The organism is Bacillus mycoides (assembly GCF_000832605.1).
GTDB classification, from domain to species: Bacteria; Bacillota; Bacilli; order Bacillales; family Bacillaceae_G; genus Bacillus_A; species Bacillus_A mycoides.
Window position 1 is genome coordinate 3,738,320 of sequence record NZ_CP009692.1, and the last position, 17,403, is coordinate 3,755,722.

Annotated in this window: 22 protein-coding genes and 1 pseudogene; 5 read left to right on the forward strand and 18 right to left on the reverse strand. The window is 33.9% G+C overall.

From position 1 onward, the window contains the following. Positions 1-156 precede the first annotated feature (156 nt). Positions 157-399 (forward strand): hypothetical protein, encoded by a 243-nt coding sequence (locus BG05_RS20935; protein ID WP_003188879.1) that lies wholly within the window; start codon positions 157-159, stop codon positions 397-399. A gap of 54 nt (positions 400-453) precedes the next feature. Here BG05_RS20935 and BG05_RS20940 read toward each other — a convergent pair whose 3' ends face one another. Then, positions 454-1,134, reverse strand: coding sequence for a DUF3600 domain-containing protein (locus BG05_RS20940; RefSeq protein ID WP_033733901.1), 681 nt, complete (start codon positions 1,132-1,134; stop codon positions 454-456). Next, on the reverse strand, positions 1,131-1,709 hold the full coding sequence (locus tag BG05_RS20945; RefSeq protein WP_002165914.1) for a sigma-70 family RNA polymerase sigma factor: 579 nt from the start codon (positions 1,707-1,709) through the stop codon (positions 1,131-1,133). The genes BG05_RS20940 and BG05_RS20945 overlap by 4 nt, the downstream gene beginning before the upstream one ends. A gap of 206 nt (positions 1,710-1,915) precedes the next feature. On the opposite strand from BG05_RS20945, the gene BG05_RS20950 reads away from it, so the two are divergent. Together BG05_RS20950 and BG05_RS20955 are read left to right on the forward strand one after the other, a co-directional pair. Continuing rightward, positions 1,916-2,920 (forward strand): quinone oxidoreductase family protein, encoded by a 1,005-nt coding sequence (locus BG05_RS20950; protein WP_033733903.1) that lies wholly within the window; start codon positions 1,916-1,918, stop codon positions 2,918-2,920. An 11-nt stretch (positions 2,921-2,931) separates the two neighbouring features. Next, positions 2,932-3,570: a zinc dependent phospholipase C family protein gene (locus tag BG05_RS20955; RefSeq protein WP_002135913.1), complete on the forward strand. Its 639-nt coding sequence runs from the start codon at positions 2,932-2,934 to the stop codon at positions 3,568-3,570. 44 nt (positions 3,571-3,614) lie between these two features. On the opposite strand, the pseudogene BG05_RS30020 reads toward BG05_RS20955, so the two are convergent. The 5 genes and pseudogenes from BG05_RS30020 to BG05_RS20975 form a co-directional block, all read right to left on the reverse strand. Next, a pseudogene (locus tag BG05_RS30020) lies at positions 3,615-3,701 on the reverse strand (VOC family protein); the annotation flags it as partial. An 8-nt stretch (positions 3,702-3,709) separates the two neighbouring features. Beyond that, positions 3,710-4,879 (reverse strand): DEAD/DEAH box helicase, encoded by a 1,170-nt coding sequence (locus tag BG05_RS20960; RefSeq protein ID WP_002012513.1) that lies wholly within the window; start codon positions 4,877-4,879, stop codon positions 3,710-3,712. A 19-nt stretch (positions 4,880-4,898) separates the two neighbouring features. Further along, the gene (locus BG05_RS20965; RefSeq protein WP_002065080.1) at positions 4,899-5,426 is read right to left on the reverse strand and encodes a hypothetical protein; all 528 of its coding nucleotides are present in this window, start codon (positions 5,424-5,426) and stop codon (positions 4,899-4,901) included. A gap of 90 nt (positions 5,427-5,516) precedes the next feature. Beyond that, positions 5,517-7,205 (reverse strand): formate--tetrahydrofolate ligase, encoded by a 1,689-nt coding sequence (locus tag BG05_RS20970; RefSeq protein WP_002031556.1) that lies wholly within the window; start codon positions 7,203-7,205, stop codon positions 5,517-5,519. Between the two features lie 93 nt (positions 7,206-7,298). Then, entirely contained in the window at positions 7,299-7,979 is a 681-nt protein-coding gene (locus BG05_RS20975; protein ID WP_033733905.1) for a class I SAM-dependent methyltransferase, read from the reverse strand. Positions 7,980-8,338: 359 nt separating this feature from the next. Here BG05_RS20975 and BG05_RS20980 point away from each other — a divergent pair, with 359 nt between their 5' ends. Beyond that, positions 8,339-8,677: a hypothetical protein gene (locus BG05_RS20980; RefSeq protein WP_001253195.1), complete on the forward strand. Its 339-nt coding sequence runs from the start codon at positions 8,339-8,341 to the stop codon at positions 8,675-8,677. A 30-nt stretch (positions 8,678-8,707) separates the two neighbouring features. Here BG05_RS20980 and BG05_RS20985 read toward each other — a convergent pair whose 3' ends face one another. From BG05_RS20985 to ytfJ, 4 genes are all read right to left on the reverse strand, one after another. Next, the gene (locus BG05_RS20985) at positions 8,708-8,920 is read right to left on the reverse strand and encodes a hypothetical protein (protein ID WP_002012518.1); all 213 of its coding nucleotides are present in this window, start codon (positions 8,918-8,920) and stop codon (positions 8,708-8,710) included. A gap of 69 nt (positions 8,921-8,989) precedes the next feature. Continuing rightward, positions 8,990-9,310, reverse strand: coding sequence for a hypothetical protein (locus BG05_RS20990; RefSeq protein ID WP_002118741.1), 321 nt, complete (start codon positions 9,308-9,310; stop codon positions 8,990-8,992). A 51-nt stretch (positions 9,311-9,361) separates the two neighbouring features. Further along, positions 9,362-10,138, reverse strand: coding sequence for a hypothetical protein (locus BG05_RS20995; RefSeq protein ID WP_002085994.1), 777 nt, complete (start codon positions 10,136-10,138; stop codon positions 9,362-9,364). Positions 10,139-10,298: 160 nt separating this feature from the next. After that, entirely contained in the window at positions 10,299-10,724 is a 426-nt protein-coding gene (gene ytfJ / locus BG05_RS21000; RefSeq protein ID WP_002127061.1) for a GerW family sporulation protein, read from the reverse strand. Positions 10,725-10,856: 132 nt separating this feature from the next. Between ytfJ and BG05_RS21005 the strand changes: the two genes are divergently transcribed. Next, positions 10,857-11,642 carry a GNAT family N-acetyltransferase gene (locus tag BG05_RS21005; RefSeq protein ID WP_003188895.1) on the forward strand — a complete coding sequence of 262 codons (786 nt, stop codon included), beginning with the start codon at positions 10,857-10,859 and terminating at the stop codon, positions 11,640-11,642. Between the two features lie 288 nt (positions 11,643-11,930). On the opposite strand, the gene BG05_RS21010 is transcribed toward BG05_RS21005, so the two are convergent. From BG05_RS21010 to BG05_RS21035, 7 genes are all read right to left on the reverse strand, one after another. Next, a complete protein-coding gene (locus BG05_RS21010; RefSeq protein WP_016088151.1) occupies positions 11,931-12,704 on the reverse strand; it encodes a DUF3952 domain-containing protein in 774 nt (257 codons plus the stop codon). 176 nt (positions 12,705-12,880) lie between these two features. Beyond that, positions 12,881-13,657 (reverse strand): hypothetical protein, encoded by a 777-nt coding sequence (locus BG05_RS21015; RefSeq protein ID WP_003188900.1) that lies wholly within the window; start codon positions 13,655-13,657, stop codon positions 12,881-12,883. A gap of 62 nt (positions 13,658-13,719) precedes the next feature. After that, positions 13,720-14,490 (reverse strand): hypothetical protein, encoded by a 771-nt coding sequence (locus BG05_RS21020; RefSeq protein WP_000267139.1) that lies wholly within the window; start codon positions 14,488-14,490, stop codon positions 13,720-13,722. A 62-nt stretch (positions 14,491-14,552) separates the two neighbouring features. After that, positions 14,553-15,323 (reverse strand): hypothetical protein, encoded by a 771-nt coding sequence (locus BG05_RS21025; protein WP_041868013.1) that lies wholly within the window; start codon positions 15,321-15,323, stop codon positions 14,553-14,555. 62 nt (positions 15,324-15,385) lie between these two features. Then, positions 15,386-16,147 (reverse strand): hypothetical protein, encoded by a 762-nt coding sequence (locus tag BG05_RS21030; protein ID WP_003193378.1) that lies wholly within the window; start codon positions 16,145-16,147, stop codon positions 15,386-15,388. Positions 16,148-16,365: 218 nt separating this feature from the next. Beyond that, the gene (locus BG05_RS31690) at positions 16,366-16,437 is read right to left on the reverse strand and encodes a DUF3952 domain-containing protein (protein WP_117616460.1); all 72 of its coding nucleotides are present in this window, start codon (positions 16,435-16,437) and stop codon (positions 16,366-16,368) included. A gap of 123 nt (positions 16,438-16,560) precedes the next feature. Continuing rightward, positions 16,561-17,376 carry a DUF3952 domain-containing protein gene (locus BG05_RS21035; RefSeq protein ID WP_003193384.1) on the reverse strand — a complete coding sequence of 272 codons (816 nt, stop codon included), beginning with the start codon at positions 17,374-17,376 and terminating at the stop codon, positions 16,561-16,563. Positions 17,377-17,403: the final 27 nt, after the last annotated feature.

The following is a 17,403-nucleotide window of genomic DNA, read 5'->3' on the forward strand; positions in this document are numbered from 1 at the left end:
AGGAAATTTAAGTAATAACAAAACGAGTATGAAATCGCATAGATTTTATACTCGTTTTTTATTGTTCATATATTTAATTGGTAATAGGAAATTTATGTTAAACTAAAGAAAGTCGCGCACTAAATCAAAATACATTTCAAACAAGGGAGACTTATTATGAAATTAGGGACTTTCTCGTTTCTAACGTTTATCACAAGTATATGTTCTTTCTTTATTTTAAGAGGACCTAATGCAAATTTAACATTAATTATTGTGCTTCTAAGTATTCTTTCATTACTCGGTATTATTTTTGCGATCGCATCAAAGAATTGGCTATTTAAAATAGTTGGTACGACATTAAATGGAGTCATACTAATATTTGTATATTTCTTATTGCTAGCAAAAGGAATAGGTGGTTAATATATTTACGTTTCAATAAGAAAAGCTCACAGCTTAAGCTATGAGCTTTTTTACTTATCTCACCTTTTCATCTACATACTCCATAAACTGTTCTGCTTTAATAAATCTTTCTTTATACGCTTCAGGTACTTCTTCTACTGTTATCCCACCACTCGATTTCGCTTTTACTAATACAGTTTGATATGACATTAACGCTTCCATATATTGTTCATACTCTTCTGAAGTTAATACTTCTTTACTAGATTTATGGCCATTTAATTTATCAAAATACGGCTGAAGTTCCATTTCTACCTTTTTCATTTCCTCTTTTTTAGCTGGTGATAATTGATCATAATCAATATTACCGTTCGAATCCCCGTACTCAAGCTTTGCATTTGTTAATTTCTTTAGTTCTTTTGTAAACTCTTCATATTCCTTCGCACCCATTTCGTCTTTCGCTTGTGATAACTTTGCATTAAAACGCATGTATCCTTCTAATGTTATAGCTCCGGCATGTTTTTTTAAGTTCTCAAAAGATCCGTATATACCATCCGCCATAATAGATTGGTAAGCAAAAGCAGTCGTTGGGATTAAAAATACGGCTGCAAGCACTCCTGCGATAAGGCGCTTCTTCCTTTTACTTCCCCCGCTCTTCATTTTTATTTGAACAATTACTTTTTCTTTTAACTCCGGCGGGGCAATAATCCCCTTCGCTTCTTCTTGTATAGATTCTCTAACTCTACAATCTAAGCTCATTTCACATTCCCTACCTCTCCTAAAAAGATTTCTTCTACTTGCTCTTTTTGACGTAGTTTCTTTAATGCCGCATGAATTCTAGACTTCACTGTACCGATTGGAATATGTAATATTTGTGCTACTTCTTCTTGAGAGTAATCGTGTAAGTATCTTAAGATAATAACTTGTTTCAATTTATACGGTAACTTATGAATGAGTTCGATTAATTTTTGATTTGATATTTTACTTACAACATCGCTAGAAAAATCAATTTGTACTGGTTTTCTTTGCTCTTCTGCTTTTTTTACAATTCGTAGTCGCATCCACCTCTTTCTTCTATAAGAATGAATTTGTTTAATCGCAAGTCCAATTAGCCAAGGTCTAAATGGCTTCTCGCTATCATATTTACGAAGCGATTCATATAGCTGTATGTATATTTCTTGAACGACATCATCTACATCTGCTTTGTCTTCTATTAAAAAATGTGCTGTCTTATATATTTCTTGAATCGTTTTATCATACAATTCGCTATATGCTTCTTTATTGCCTGATAAAGTTAATTGGATTAAATCTGAATACACTGTTTCACCCTTCATGTACCATCCCTCCTTTGTCCTACACTATATATTGGCAAGAAAACGATATTTCGTTCGATTTCTTTCAAAGTTTTTTCAAATAAATTAATATAATGATGCAATGACTTCATAAGCTTCACTTATAACCCTGCATAACAATTATATAATTTTCCAATTTCTAATAAAGATTTAAAATAATATATATATTCAAATTTAGGAGGATGTATATGAAAGCTATCGTTGTAACTTCGTTCGGTGGTCCTGAAGTGATGAAATATACAGATGTGGAGATGCCGGCTATTTCAGACAATCAAGTTTTAATTCGTGTTGTTGCTACTAGTGTTAATTTCGCCGATATTAAATCACGCTATGGCAAAAAAGGAAACAAAGCATTACCTTTTATTCCAGGTATAGATGTAGCTGGTATTGTAGAACACGTAGGTTCTCAAGTGAAAAATATTCATTCTGGACAACGTGTCATCGCTTTCCCTCAAAACGGATCTTACGCAGAATACGTTGTCGCAAACGAAAATCTTACTTTCGTTTTACCTGATGAAGTCGATTTTCAAGCTGCAGCTGCCTGCCCTATCGTATCTTTTACAAGCTACAATTTACTTGCAAATGTTGCAAGACTACAAAAAGATGAAACAGTTCTAATCCATGCAGCTGCTGGTGGAATTGGTACTACAGCGATTCAACTTGCAAAACTATTAGGGGCTAAAAAAGTTATCGGTACTGTTGGAAATGAAGCAAAAAGAAAAATTGCTTTAGATGCTGGCGCTGATTATGTTATTTGTCATCAAGATGAAGATTTTGTGGAGAGGATAAATCAACTTACAAACGGAGAAGGCGTTAATATTGTTTTAGATTCTATTTCTGGTACTGTGTCCGAAAGAAGTTTAGAATGCCTTGCTTATTACGGTCGTCTCGTCCATTTCGGCAATGCTAGCGGAGAAGTTGGTAGTTTTCAAACGAAAGATTTACACGCAAGTTGCCGTTCTATACTCGGTTTCAGCTTTGGCACTACACGGAAAAAACGTCCTGAATTGCTTCAAGAAACTGCGAATCAAGTTTTCCGTTATTTACGCGATGGAAGTTTACAAATTAAAGCTACGAAATCTTTTCCTCTTCAAGATGCAGGGAAAGCACATGAATGGGTCGAAAGTAGACAAAGTACAGGGAAAGTAATACTCCACGTTCAGACAGCTCCCTTAAATGAATACATGAAATAGAGGTGTTATTCATGGGATCACGAATTATGCATATCATTATCGCGAGCGGTATTGCAGAGAAACTATCTATTCAAGATAAAACTTCTTTCTTACTTGGTGGTGTAGCTCCTGATGCTGTTCATTCAAAAAAAGAAAAAGGAACTTCACATTTTTACGCTGGTACAACGAAGAACTATACGAGAAGAATAGATTATGATTCATTTATTCATAAATACGAAGATCATCTGGATTCCCCTTATATTTTAGGTTATTATACCCACCTCATTGCCGATGATAATTGGCTAAGCGGCTTTTTTCTACCTTGGCTTAAAAACAGAATAGAAAACGACGAAACTATCGCACCTATGTACTATAACGATTTTAAATTATTGAACGCACAATTGTTGCATCATTACGATAAAGAACAGCAGCTCTTCGCCCTACTTAATCAAGAGGCTAACATTGTGAATATAGAGGAGATTTCTAGAAAGAATGTTTTAGCTTTTCGGCAATATATTTTTGAAGATATGCTATATCCTGAGCAACACTTGCACGAAAACTTACAAGTGTTTTCATTTGATCAAATCGTTGGTTATATTGAGACTGCAATTGAAAAAGGAACATTTTTTATAGAACAACTCGTTAATAAAAAATTGACTTCAAATATTTAATCCCCCTCATTATTTACGAGGGGGATTTTCACATAACTATATAATTATTTATTTTTTCCCATTACTGCAAAGTAATTCCCTTCACTATCAGCAAAGTTAAACCATTTACCAGTAGGCATAGTTACGTCTTCCCAATTATTTATCTAGGCTTTTTCTTACCAGTAAAAGCTGGTTTCTTTTTCTTTGGTGCTGGTGGTTTCGATTCTACAAATGTTCCTTTGAACATTTCTTGTTTCGTAAACACGATACCTAATTTTTTCGCAAATTGAAGTAATTTACGCTCTTCTTGTTCTGTTACAAGAGAAACAACTGTTCCTTCTTTGCCCATACGTCCAGTACGTCCTGAGCGGTGAATATATTGGTCTACTGTGTCTGGTAACTCTAAGTGGATTACGTGTGTTAAATCATCGATATCTAATCCACGTGCTGCAATATCAGTAGCAAGTAATATTTCTAATTTCCCGCTACGGAACGCGCGCATCGTTACTTCACGCTCTTGTTTGCTTGCCTCTGCATGAAGTGCTGCTGCTTTCATTTTACGGAACTTCAGTTTTTGAGTAATTTCATCTAAACGGAATGGATCATTTAAGAAGGCAACTGCTTTTACATTTCCCATATGCATAACTCTTCTAATATAATCATTTTTTTCACGACGCTCACAAACGATATACGTATGTTCAACTAGGCTCTGTGCCTCTGAACGTGTTACACGTACTAATTGTGGTTCAACTGTCAAATCACGTGCCGCATCTTCTGCAGCTTTTGTTATTGTCGCCGAGCAGAATACTAATTGACGATCGCGCATCGTTGATTTAATTACATCAAGTACAGCACCCATCATCTTTTGTTTTACAATTTGATCAAACTCATCAAATACAATCGTTTTCACTTCATGCATCTTTAATTTTTTCATGCGAATCAACTCTAAAATACGTCCTGGTGAACCGACAATAACTCTCGGATGTTTCTTTAATTTTTCAACTTGGCGCTTAATATCCGCACCACCAATTAAAGACGCACCTGAAATGTCCGTTCCTGCTGTAAACTTTTGAACCTCTTCATGAATTTGCATAACAAGTTCACGAGTTGGCGCTAAAATTACAACTTGAGGTTGTTTAACTTCAGGATTAATTTTATGTAAAAGTGGTAATAAGTACGCTAATGTTTTTCCTGTTCCAGTTGGAGATTCAGCAATAACGTCTTGTCCTTCTAAAATAGTTGGAATCGCTTGTTTTTGAATTTCAGTAAATTCTTTAAAACCAGCCTTTTCCCAAGCTTGTTGTAAAAATGGTTGCATATCTTTTATCATTTGTTTTTCTCCTTTATCTCTATTTTTGAAGAAAATGTTGTATTGTTCGCACCGTTTCTATCATGTGTGAAATAACAGCTATTAAATCATCAACATGGTCTTCTGTAATCGATTTTTGAAATAGAACCTCTACCTTATTATGATATGAAATCGCTTGCTTATTATATTCGTATGAAATTTTTTGCGTAATCATTCGCTCTTTTCCCCATATAGAATGCAATAAAGTTTCAATTTCTTCGCATCCTATCTCTGGTTGCTCCATTTCGAACGAGAATTCCAGCTTCATTTCACAACCTGGTATAAACTGAGGTACTTCTAATATTTCACCTGATAAATTCTTTGCATCAACAGATAGTGAAAATGTCGCCTCTACCATCGTTTTAAATGTTTCTGTTAGTTGAAATGAAATACTATACATACGACTTAATGAAGCAAGGTCCATCACATCTTTTCGATCCGTTACGAGAATATCACCGTGTAAATCGAAATCATAGACAGCTCCTTCCACAATTACCTTTAAATTTTCAAAAGCAGTTGGATCAAACATAATTTCCTCCAAAAAACAGGCGCCTTTCGATGGAAAGGCGCCACTTGATGTATATATAGTTTACAGATAAACGAGATGAATTACAACCTTTTAGAATAAACCTACTGCTTTTCCATCTTCATTTACATCCATTTGTAGTGCTGCTGGTTGTTTAGGAAGGCCTGGCATTGTTAACATTGTTCCTGTTAACGCAACGATAAACCCTGCACCGATAGATGGTTTTAATTCACGAATTGTAACGATAAAGTCAGATGGGCGACCTAATTTTGTTGCATCATCTGAAAGAGAGTATTGTGTTTTCGCCATACAAATCGGTAGGTTACTCCAACCTTCTCCCTCATATTGAGCTAATTGCTTACGTGCTTTCGGAGCAAATTCAATATCTTTTGCGCCGTAAACTTTTTGAGCAATTGTACGAATTTTTTCTTCTAATGGTAATTCTAATTCATAAAGTGGTGCGTAGTTGTTTTCACCTTTTTCAATTTCTTTTAACACTTTCTCAGCAAGGTCAACTCCGCCTTGGCCACCTTTCTCCCAAACTTCTGTTAAGGATACTGCATAGCCACGCTCATTGCACCATTCTTGTAAGTATGCAACTTCTGCATCTGTATCAGTAATGAATTTGTTAATGGCAATTACGAAAGGAACACCGAAGCTTTGAATTGTTTCAACATGCTTCTGTAAGTTCTCCATACCTTTTGCTAACGCATCTACATTTTCTTCTTTTAATTGATCTCTCGCCACACCACCGTGCATTTTAAGCGCACGAATAGTCGCAACAATAACTACCGCTTCTGGTTTAATACCAGCTGCACGTGCTTTAATATCTAAAAACTTCTCGGCACCTAAATCTGCACCGAATCCAGCTTCTGTAATAACATAATCACCTAATTTTGCTGCCATTGTCGTAGCGATAACACTGTTACAACCGTGAGCGATATTCGCAAATGGTCCGCCATGAATGATAGCTGGTGTATTTTCTAATGTTTGTACTAAGTTCGGTTTTAATGCATCTTTTAATAGAAGTGTTAACGCTCCTTCTACTCCTAAATCTTTAACTGTTACAGGTTGATTTGAAAAATTATAAGCGACAACAATGCGAGATAGACGTGATTTTAAATCTTGAATATCTGTTGCAAGGCAGAATACGGCCATAATTTCAGATGCTACTGTAATATCAAAACCGTCTTCACGTGGTACACCTTGAACCGGTCCACCAAGGCCAATTACTACGTTACGAAGGGCACGATCATTTAAGTCAACACAGCGTTTCCAAACGATTTTACGCGTATCAATTCCAAGTGTGTTTCCTTGTTGGATATGATTATCAATAAACGCCGCTAATGCGTTATTGGCAGTTGTAATCGCATGAATATCTCCAGTAAAGTGAAGGTTAATGTCTTCCATTGGTACTACTTGAGAATAACCGCCACCTGCTGCTCCGCCTTTTAATCCCATTGTTGGTCCAAGAGATGGTTCGCGAAGTGCAATTACTGTTTTCTTACCAATTTTATTAAAAGCTTGGCCTAAACCAACTGTTACTGTTGATTTACCTTCTCCTGCTGGAGTTGGGTTAATCGCTGTTACTAAAACAACTTTACCGTCTTTCTCATCTTGTAAACGCTTAAAAATATCAAGAGATAACTTGCCTTTATAATGTCCGTATGGCTCTAGTTCTTCTTCTAAAATATTTAAATTAGCTGCAATTTCTTGAATCTTCTTCATACTTGCTTCTTGTGCGATTTCAATATCAGATTTAACTGTTGTAGTAGTTGTCATATACCCTAGTCCCCCTTTAATTGATTCTGATGATATTGTATCAGTTTTTTGTATTTTCTGCACTTATTTACCTCCTAAAACCCTTCAATTTTGTTATACGTTTTTTAACATAAATACCCATAAAAATGTTAACGCTTGTTGTAACTCTGTAGGTAGCTGACCTAACATCTTCTCATTTACTCCGCGCTTATATACGCCGGTACCATCTACAACTTCAAATCCTTGTTCTTTTGCTAACTGTTCAAATTCCCAAGGCATCATCGTATTGCAAACAACGTCTTTGCCATATAGGCGCGGATAACTGTTCTCTCTCGGTTTTGCTGTCGGTCCTAAAATTGTAATACATGCGTATCCATCTTTCTTTAAAACACGCTTTATTTCATTTAATGCTCGCAACGGCTCCTCGGTCCATTCTAAAGAATTAATTGCCATAATTGCTTCAAATTTCTCATTTTCAAATGGTAATGAAGAAAGATCACCTTTTATAAAAGATAAGTTTGGGTCTTCTCCGCGCTCCTTACCCTTTTGAATCATAACTTCCGATAAGTCCACCCCAACCGCTTTGTAGCCAGTAAGACTTAATTTATATGTACCATACCCATCACCACAGCCAACATCTAACACTTGTACTTCCTTTTCCACGTACTGCTCAAAAAATGGAATGATTGTACTCCTGCTCCCGCTATCCCACATTTCTTGACTATTTTGATTCCAAAACTCTGCATCGTTATCCCATTTTTTCTCTGCCGATTCATGCCAATTAAACTTCGCCATACATTCCCCTACCTTCACGTATTATCATTCATTTCATTCTACATCATGTTCCAAAATCCCTGTTTATCTTCATAAGGAGATAAAGTGAAACTTTAATCAGTGGGGGTGTTTGTTCGTCCCCCACTGATTATTATTTGAACCAATCGGGCTTTTACTGGCAGCCCGACTCCCATCTAACTTCTTTGCTCCAGCCGAATTTTGAGGTGGGGGTCTTACTGCACGGCAAATAGCGGGATAAACAGGATAACAACGGAATCTATTTTCTCCAATTTTTGCTTTACTTGGGTTTAACTCATACTCATGTTCTGCTCCTTATGAAAGATACTATAGATACACCCAATTGAAAGAGAGGGATGTACATGCGAAGAAAGAGAAATCATCATTTTAAAAGTGGTGAAAAAAACGAAGAGTATGCAGCTGAAATATCTCCGGCTGGTATTCCGATTAGACATGAGCGCAAAGAAATTGCAAATGAAATAGAAGGTACAAATACCGGTGCAATGATCGGCTATGTCGCATTATTTCTTTCGTTATTCTCCATTGCTTTTTATCCTGTTACACTCGGCTCCCTTGCTATTTTAGTTGGCTTATTAGCTGTCAATTTTGGAGCGAGAACACTTGGATATACCGCAATTGGTTTTGGTAGTTTTTCTGTTTTATTTACTTTACTCTATCCGCTTGCTTTGTCAGCGTTTTAAAAAAAACACACCAAGTTATACTTGGTGTGTTCATTCATGATACAACATGATATGACCGCATCCACAACAATGCTTCGCTGTAATTTCTTGAAAAACTGGATAATTTTCTTCATCTCTATGCTCAATAAACACCTTTTCAAATCGGTACATGTTTGGCGCATATGCCCAATCTTGTTTCGTACGTGCATATAATGTTGAAGAAAAAAACTCCTCACCACCACAAACGATACATCCCTTCTTCATCAATACCCCTCCTATGCTTGTCTTACTTCATCTATATGAACATAAGCATAAAAAAAAGACCTTCTATTACTAGAAAGTCTTCTCTGAAACAAAAAGAAATGTACCGAATATACCTACCCCGCTATATTCTTTCGTAACACCAGCTTCTGTTTTATACGTTTGCTTTACAGTCATAAAGAAAACACCATTTCGTGCATCAATACTTTCAAACTGTAATTTCTCTTTTTTTTCATCTACATTTTGCGTGCATTCAAAGCTACTCTCGTCACATTTCAATGCATACTTATCCTCTAAATACAATTTAAAATCTGATTCTTTCGGACAAGTTATAAGTAATATTGCCACGAGAATAATACTTACAATACCCACAATTGTATAATATTTCTTCATTTGTTCTCCTTTCAAAAGACAAGAAAACTTGACTTCATGCGCCAAGTTTTCTTAGTCTACAACCCATTGCCACTCTTGTTCTTTCTTATCAAAAATGAGCCAACCCGTTTCTGTTGCTTCTGCTTTCAATTCATCGATATTATCTAGTACCTCATCCGTACTTTCGAATGATCCTACTACATATACCGGAATTTCAAGACCTCTTCTCGACTCAATTTTCCCCGCTAAATCAATGTATAATCCATCTTCCATTAACGGCATAAGCCCAAGGATAACTTCCTTTGAAATTGCTGGGAAAATTTTTGATTTTTGGAAGAAAGTAAAACGTTTCTTTCCAAACGAACCGAGTTTATATGGAATCACTTTACTCAGCATTCCTACAAAATCACCGATTCTACGGTAATACACTTTGTTGTACCAACCGTCATCATGTGAAAAATAAACGAATCTATTCTTCAACAATGGGAAGAACGTTCTTCCAAGTGGTTCTTTTTTGTGAGCCAAATATAATAATTCTGCAATTTCTTTTGGCTCTAACTCATCTAAATCGCTTGCATCATCGAAATCTACCCAACAAAATTCATCAAATTCATCAATCTCTGCTTGAATGAGTTTATGTATGTTTTCTTCCTCAACATATTCAAATAAAGTATGATAATGAAAATCTGTCCACTCAAAATTATGCTTTAAAAGCAATACTTGATGAAGCGGTGAAGGGATGTTACTTGCAAACTCTTTAAACGTAATTCCAGATGTAATAAAACAATGACCCCGACGATTACCATTAATATATATCATATTGTTTACTTGGTCAGATCCTCCAGACAAAGCACCTAGCCACCTTCGTTTTATATGTTTCAATTCTATAGCATATTTTAACATGAAAAATTTTAGAAACATAGAAAAAACTTCAAAAACTATTTACAATTTCATGTGTTTTATTACATACTGATTACAAGAAAAAACGCCTGCTTATGAGCAGGCGTTTTTAAAGGATTTCATCTGGGTTTTGAGGGTGATGATTTCCCTCTTTCTTTTCATCTGTTTGGAACATCGATTGAATTTTATCAATTGTTTGTGGAGCTAATTCAATTATTTTTTCTGCTAAATGTGTCGCATTTTGTAAATGAAGAATATTTACCCCGTCTTTATTCACGACTAGAAATGCTACTGGTGTAATAGAAACACCACCCGCGCTACCGCCACCAAATGCAGGGTTACCGTTCGCTCTTTGCCCATCATTCGTTTGGAAATCAGAACCTCCTGCTCCAAAACCGAACGCTACTTTAGAAACCGTTAACACTACACCACCGTCAGCCGTTTGAACAGGCTCTCCAACAATCGTATTTACATCGACCATTTCTTTTAAATTTTCCATTGCCGCTTTCATTAACCCTTGAATTGGATGATCCACCGTTCATAACCTCCTTTGTCATATCTTTCCTAGTTTTTCCGAAAGTTTGTGAACTAAACATAAAATTTTATATTGATTTCAAAAAACTTAAGTTGTAATATTTAGAAAAATAAAAAAAGAGGTCGATTCGTTATGATGAGAAAATTAACAAAGAAAGATCATAAACAAGTATTTTCTTTTCTAAAAGAAGAAGCAGCCCTTAACTTATTTATTATTGGAGATATTGAAGCTTTCGGTTATGATACAGATTTCCAAGAACTATGTGGAGTATTTAAAGAGGATGGAACATTAAAATCAATTTTACTCCGCTTCCACGATTCATTTATACCCTATAGTAAAGAAGAATTTGTTACCACTGATTATGAGGCACTTCTTTCCGCATATAAGCCACTTAAACTCTCTGGTAAGTCAACTATCGTAGAACGATTTGAAACTGCTTCAAATATACAACTAGGTACTAAAAATGAAATGTATTTTTGCGAATGTCTAAATGACAACAACTTACCTAGCACACCAATTCATGAAACAATTAAACTTGCCTCACTTGATGATATAGAACGAATTATGAAATTACGAAGTGACATCGCTGAATTTCCGACTACTAATGAATCAGAGAAAATATTAAGGCAGGCTATTGAAACAAATACAGGACGCACATACTATATTGAAAAAGACGGTGCAATCATCGCATCCGCCTCTACTTCCGCTGAAAATTCATTATCCGCTATGGTAGTTGGTGTATGTACACACCCGAATTATCGTGGAAATGGCTACGCTTCACTCATACTACAAAAAATGATTCAAGACTTTACGAAAGAAGGCCGAACACTTTGTTTATTTTATAACAATCCAGCTGCTGGACGAATTTATAAACGTCTAGGGTTTAAAGACATTGGGATGTGGACGATGTATCGATAATAAGAGGTACTCTATAAGCGGAAATAGTTGTAACTTTGCAATAAAAGCCGATTACACAAAAACTTCACACCGTTATTATGAAGAAACTACTTGAGGAGTGAGGACTCTAACTAAAAAATGTTATGCATTCAAACTAAATTTAGACAGATAAACGCCCCAATTGTTGCATTTCCTCCAGCAATTGGGGCGTTTATCCTCAAATTCTTTCCACTACAAATAGAAATATTTATGAAACATTTATCACACTTATGTCGCTATTATCTTTACGTGCAAATGCCCTTCTTAATATTACTGCTTCTTATTATACTGTGCTTTAAAATCAATATATTCCTGTCTCGCATCCTGATTATTACCTTGGTGACTATCAAAAGATGTATGTATTTGTGATATATATTTTACTAACTTGCCCTCATCATTTCTCTTCTTATAATTCACTACAATACTTACTTCCAATATCTGCTTTGAACCATTTTTAGAATCAATATGCAATGCGATTGATCCACCACCATATTCATCAAATTGTATTTTCAACTTATCATTAATGATACTCTGAAACTCTAATTCAGTTAGTTTGTATCCAACAGTACTAGGCTGATCAAACTTTTTTATATCATCCCCGGGCTTCATCTTTAGTTTCCCTATCCCTTTTAAACGATCTACAATTAAGTTCACGTATGAAACATCCAGGTTTGAATCCGGACTTTGTACCTGTCCATTTTGATACATAATATTGGTACTATAATTAACTTCTTCTTTATAATTTTTATTATCTACTTCCGAGGTAATTTCTTGTGTTGTATTTCCATATAAACTTTTATCTTTCGTATTATATATGCCTTCCGAAGTTTGATAGATTGTTTTACTGTGTTCTCCATCTTCCTTTTGTTCATATGTACTATATATACCTCTTTGTTCCACAAAAGCATACCCATCATCACTCGCAGACATAACCTTTTTCATGTCACCTTCATCCAATGCCTTAACAAATGGCTCATACTCTATCTTTTCTTCAAAAAAACTACATGCTTGTAGTAGGCTGATTGTTATTATGATAGTAATCATTTTAGAAACCTTTTTTGTGTTCATTTCATCATCACACTACACTCTCTATATTTTCGATCAGATTATCTTCTAATCACTTTAATCACCTTACATAATTAAAGTTTCTTTTAGAAGTTAAAATACTCTCCTGTAAATTATTACTTTTTTACCATCAAAACTTACAATACACACTTTCTTTATGCCCTACGTTTTGATTTACCTTTTTTATTTTTCTTTCGATATCTTGGAGTCTCTCTTTTATGTTGCTCCCACGTTTTATTAAATGACGGAAATTTAAATCTGCAATATGCTAATAGCTGAAATTCAGCTGCTCCGATGGCTATCGTATACATTAAAAAGGTCCCTACTACATACATAAATAAATCATCAAATCCATAATCGTTATGAAAATATATCAAAATAAGAATAGTTACTGCGTATAATGTAGCCCACTTCATCATCTTTCCTTTTGTTTTACTAAAGAAAGAAGCAGACCTCTCATCCATACTAAACGCACCTTCACTCGCTTGTTTAAACGTATCAATTGTTGTCAAAACATGAAAAATTACTGCTCCTAAAAGCAATAAACCCGCATACAGTATTGTAATCCAGTCAATTGAATTATTAGCCATTTTAGTAACAGTCAAAGCAATAGGAGCTATTGTTGCCAATTGGAATGAACATAATAATACGACAAGGGTTTGTAGTTTTTGAAATTTAAATTGAGCTATCGGAAATGAATAAAAAACGAAAAGAATTATTTGTATAATATATAAGAATACTTCTAACTTAACAATTCCTATATTAAAGAGAAGCATACAGTAATCCCAACCGGCTGATAAAACAATAGAAAAAATGGTTATTGAACTAAATAGTATTCCTCCAAACATAAATCCTGTAGCACCTTCAGGGCTTAAACGATATTCACATGTCGTCCGAAACTTATCTAAATCTTCTTCTTTTATATTCCACATCCTGGCTCTTCACCTTCTATACGTTTCAATTATTTTCCGAACACTAAAATTCTATTAATATATTATTTATTTTTCGTTTTGGATTTCTTATTTTGTTTTCGAATTCTTCCACACTTTCTCTCATTCTCTTCCCACTTCATATTAAATGACTTGAATTTAAATCTGCAATACACTAAGAGCTGGAATTCTGCCGCTCCAATGGCTACTGCATACATAACAACATTACACATAACATAACCAAACATTGTGTTTAATGAGTAATTATTATTTATATAAATTAAAACAAGAAGAATTAACACATAAATTACAGCACCTTGTATAACATGTCCCTTTGTTTTACTAAAAAACGAATCTGATTTGTCCCCACTACTAAATGCACCTTCGCTTGCTTGTTTAAATGTATCAACTGTTGTCACAATATGAACAATAATTCCACCTAATACTAATAGACCTACATAAACACGTGTATTGAGATCAATTGAATTCTCAATCATTCCAGAAAGAACAAATAACGTGCATCCGATAGTTCCAAGTTGAAATGCATATAATAATATAACGAGCGTTTGTAATTTTTGAAATTTATAACGAGCTTTAGGGAATAAATATAGAATTAAAAACATTACTTGCAAACCATATAACACTAATTCAATCCTAACAATTACCTTATCAAACAAGGTAGTATAATAATCTATTCCTCCTATAAAAATAATAACCATAAATAATGAAGTATAAAATATCGTTCCGAGCATAAATCCCGTCGCACCTTCAGGACTTAAACGCCCTTGACATGTCATTCGAAACTTATCTAAATCTTCTTCTTTTATATTCCACACCTTGACATTTCACCTTCTATACAGTTTAAATAATTTCCATTCACTTCAATTCTATTTCACTCTTATTTACTTTTCGATTTGGATTTTGTATTTCGCTTTCGAATTCTCCCACGCATTCTCTCATTCTCTTCCCATGACATATTAAATGACTTGAATTTAAATCTACAGTACACCAATAGTTGAAATTCTGCCGCTCCAATGGCTACTGTATACAGTAAAACAATACCTACCGCATAAAGAACTAAAACATCAATTCCATAATCATTATGAAAATATATCAAAATAAACAGGATTAGCGCATATATTGTAGCCCACTTCATCACATCTCCTTTTCTTTTACTAAAAAATGAGATGGATCTTTCATCCTTACTAAACGCACCTTCACTCGCTTGTTTAAATGTATCAATTGTTGTCACAATATGAACGATAACTGCTCCTATAAATAATAACCCTACACAAATTAAAGTCATTCGATCAATTGAATAATCAGATATTCCAGGAAGAACTAACGCTGTAAATGTTATTGTACCTAATTGAAATGCATATAATAATACAACGAGCGTTTGTAACTTTTGAAATGTATAACGTGCTTTTGGAAATGAATATAGAATTAAAAAGATGAATTGTAAGCTATATAAAACAATTTCAGCTTTAACAATTGTTTTATCAAAATAAGTATGATAATAATCCAATCCCCCCATAAAAATAAAAAACATAAATACTGAAGTATAAACTATCCCTCCAATAAAGAAAACCATAGCACCCTCAGGACTTAAACGATCATTACATGTCATCCTAAACTTATATAAATCTTCTTCTTTTATATCCCACATCCTGGCTCTTCACCTTCTATACAGTTTAAATAATTTTCATTCACTTCAATTCTATTTCCCTCTTATTTACTTTTCGATTTGGATTTTGTATTTCGCTTTCGAATTCTCCCACGCATTCTCTCATTCTCTTCCCATGACATATTAAATGACTTGAATTTAAATCTACAGTACGCCAATAATTGGAATTCTGCCGCTCCGATTGCAACCGCATACATTAAAACAGTTCCTACTCCATACATAACAAAAAAATCAATTGAATAATCATTTTGAAAATACATCAGAAGAAGTAGTATTAATATATATATTATAGCCCCCTTTATCACAGCTCCTTTTGTCTTACTAAAAAACGAGGTGGATCTTTCATCACTACTAAATGCACCTTCACTTGCTTGTTTAAATGTATCTAGCGTTGCTGCAATATGGATAATAACTGCTCCTACAACTAGTAGCCCGGTATACATCCTACCAATTGAATTATCAGCCATTTCAGAAACAATCGAAACTACAAATAATATCGTTCCAAGTTGAAACGCATATAGTAATACGATTAGCGTTTGTAACTTTTGAAATGTAAAACATGCTTTCGGAAATAGATATATAATTAAAAATATAATTTGAATACTAAATAACACAATTTCAGTTTTAACAATTGTTCTATCAAAAAAATTGTTGTAGTAATTCAAATCACCTACAAAAATAATAAACATAAATATTGAAATATAAAATATTGTTCCAAGCATAAAACCCGTAGCACCTTCAGGACTTAAACGTCCTTGACATGTTATTCGAAATTTATCTAAATCTTCTTCTTTTATATTCCACACCCTGACATTTCCCCTTCTATACAGTTTAAATAATTTTCGTGCACTAAAATTCTATTACATTCTTAATATTTTTAAGTAAATAGATCTTTGTACAACTAAATTCAGATAATCTTTTAGGTATATCATTACCATATTAATTACCATAATCATCTAACCAGAATGCCTTTTGATGGTTCAAGTAGTATTCTTTTTCCTCAAAAGTTCCAAATATTCTTCTTTCAATTAAGTATAACCGTCTTCTTGTCACCTTCATCCAATGCCTTTATTAGACTCTCATACTCTATTTTGATTTACCAAAACTATACGCGCTCAGTAAAACATAACTGTTATCACAATAACTATTTTTTACTACCCCTTTACTCATATCTTCACAACATTTATCGTTCTCAAAATTCAATCAAAATATATTATTTTTAATTTATATACTCTTTTTCATAATTTACATATTCTTTTTTGGCACTTTGATTATTATCTTCTCTGGTATGATAATATGTTGAAATTTCTTGATTGCGTTTTATAAGCTTATCTTCTTTTCTTTCTTCATAATTTACCGATATTGTTATTTGTATTATTCTCATTTGATTTTCTTTTGTATTATTAGGCGTATTAAATTCAATCATCAATATTGCAGAATTAAATTTATCATATTTTAAATTTAACTTGTCATTTATGATGTTTTTAAACTGTAATTCAGTTAAATCATAGCTTATTATGCTCGGTTCACTAGATCTTTTTTTATCTTCACTCGGTTTCAATTTACTAAGTTCATTTAATCCTCTAAACATTAATTTTACATATGAAACATTCATAGCTTGATCCTGGGCTATTGAACGGGATTTTTCATTTTTTAAATTTGTACTATAGACCGTTTCTTTTTTGTAATTTTGATTACTACCAACGTTTTTATCATTTTTTATATCAGTAACAATCTTTTGAGTTGTTTTCCCATATAAGTCGTCTTCTTTCACATTATATACTCCATGGGTTGTTTGATATATTATCCTGCTATGTTCACCATCTTCTTTTTCTTCATAAGTACTGTCGCTAGTCTCTTCTTTCACATATGCATATCCATCATCACTCGCAGACATTACCGTCTTCATATCACCTTCATCCAATGCCTTTACTAATCTCTCATACTCTATTTTTGTTTCCCCGAAACTGCACGCGCTTAGTAAAAACGTTACTATCATTACAATAACTACTTTTTTAACTAACCTTTTACTCATGCCATAACTACACCTTTCCCCTTATTT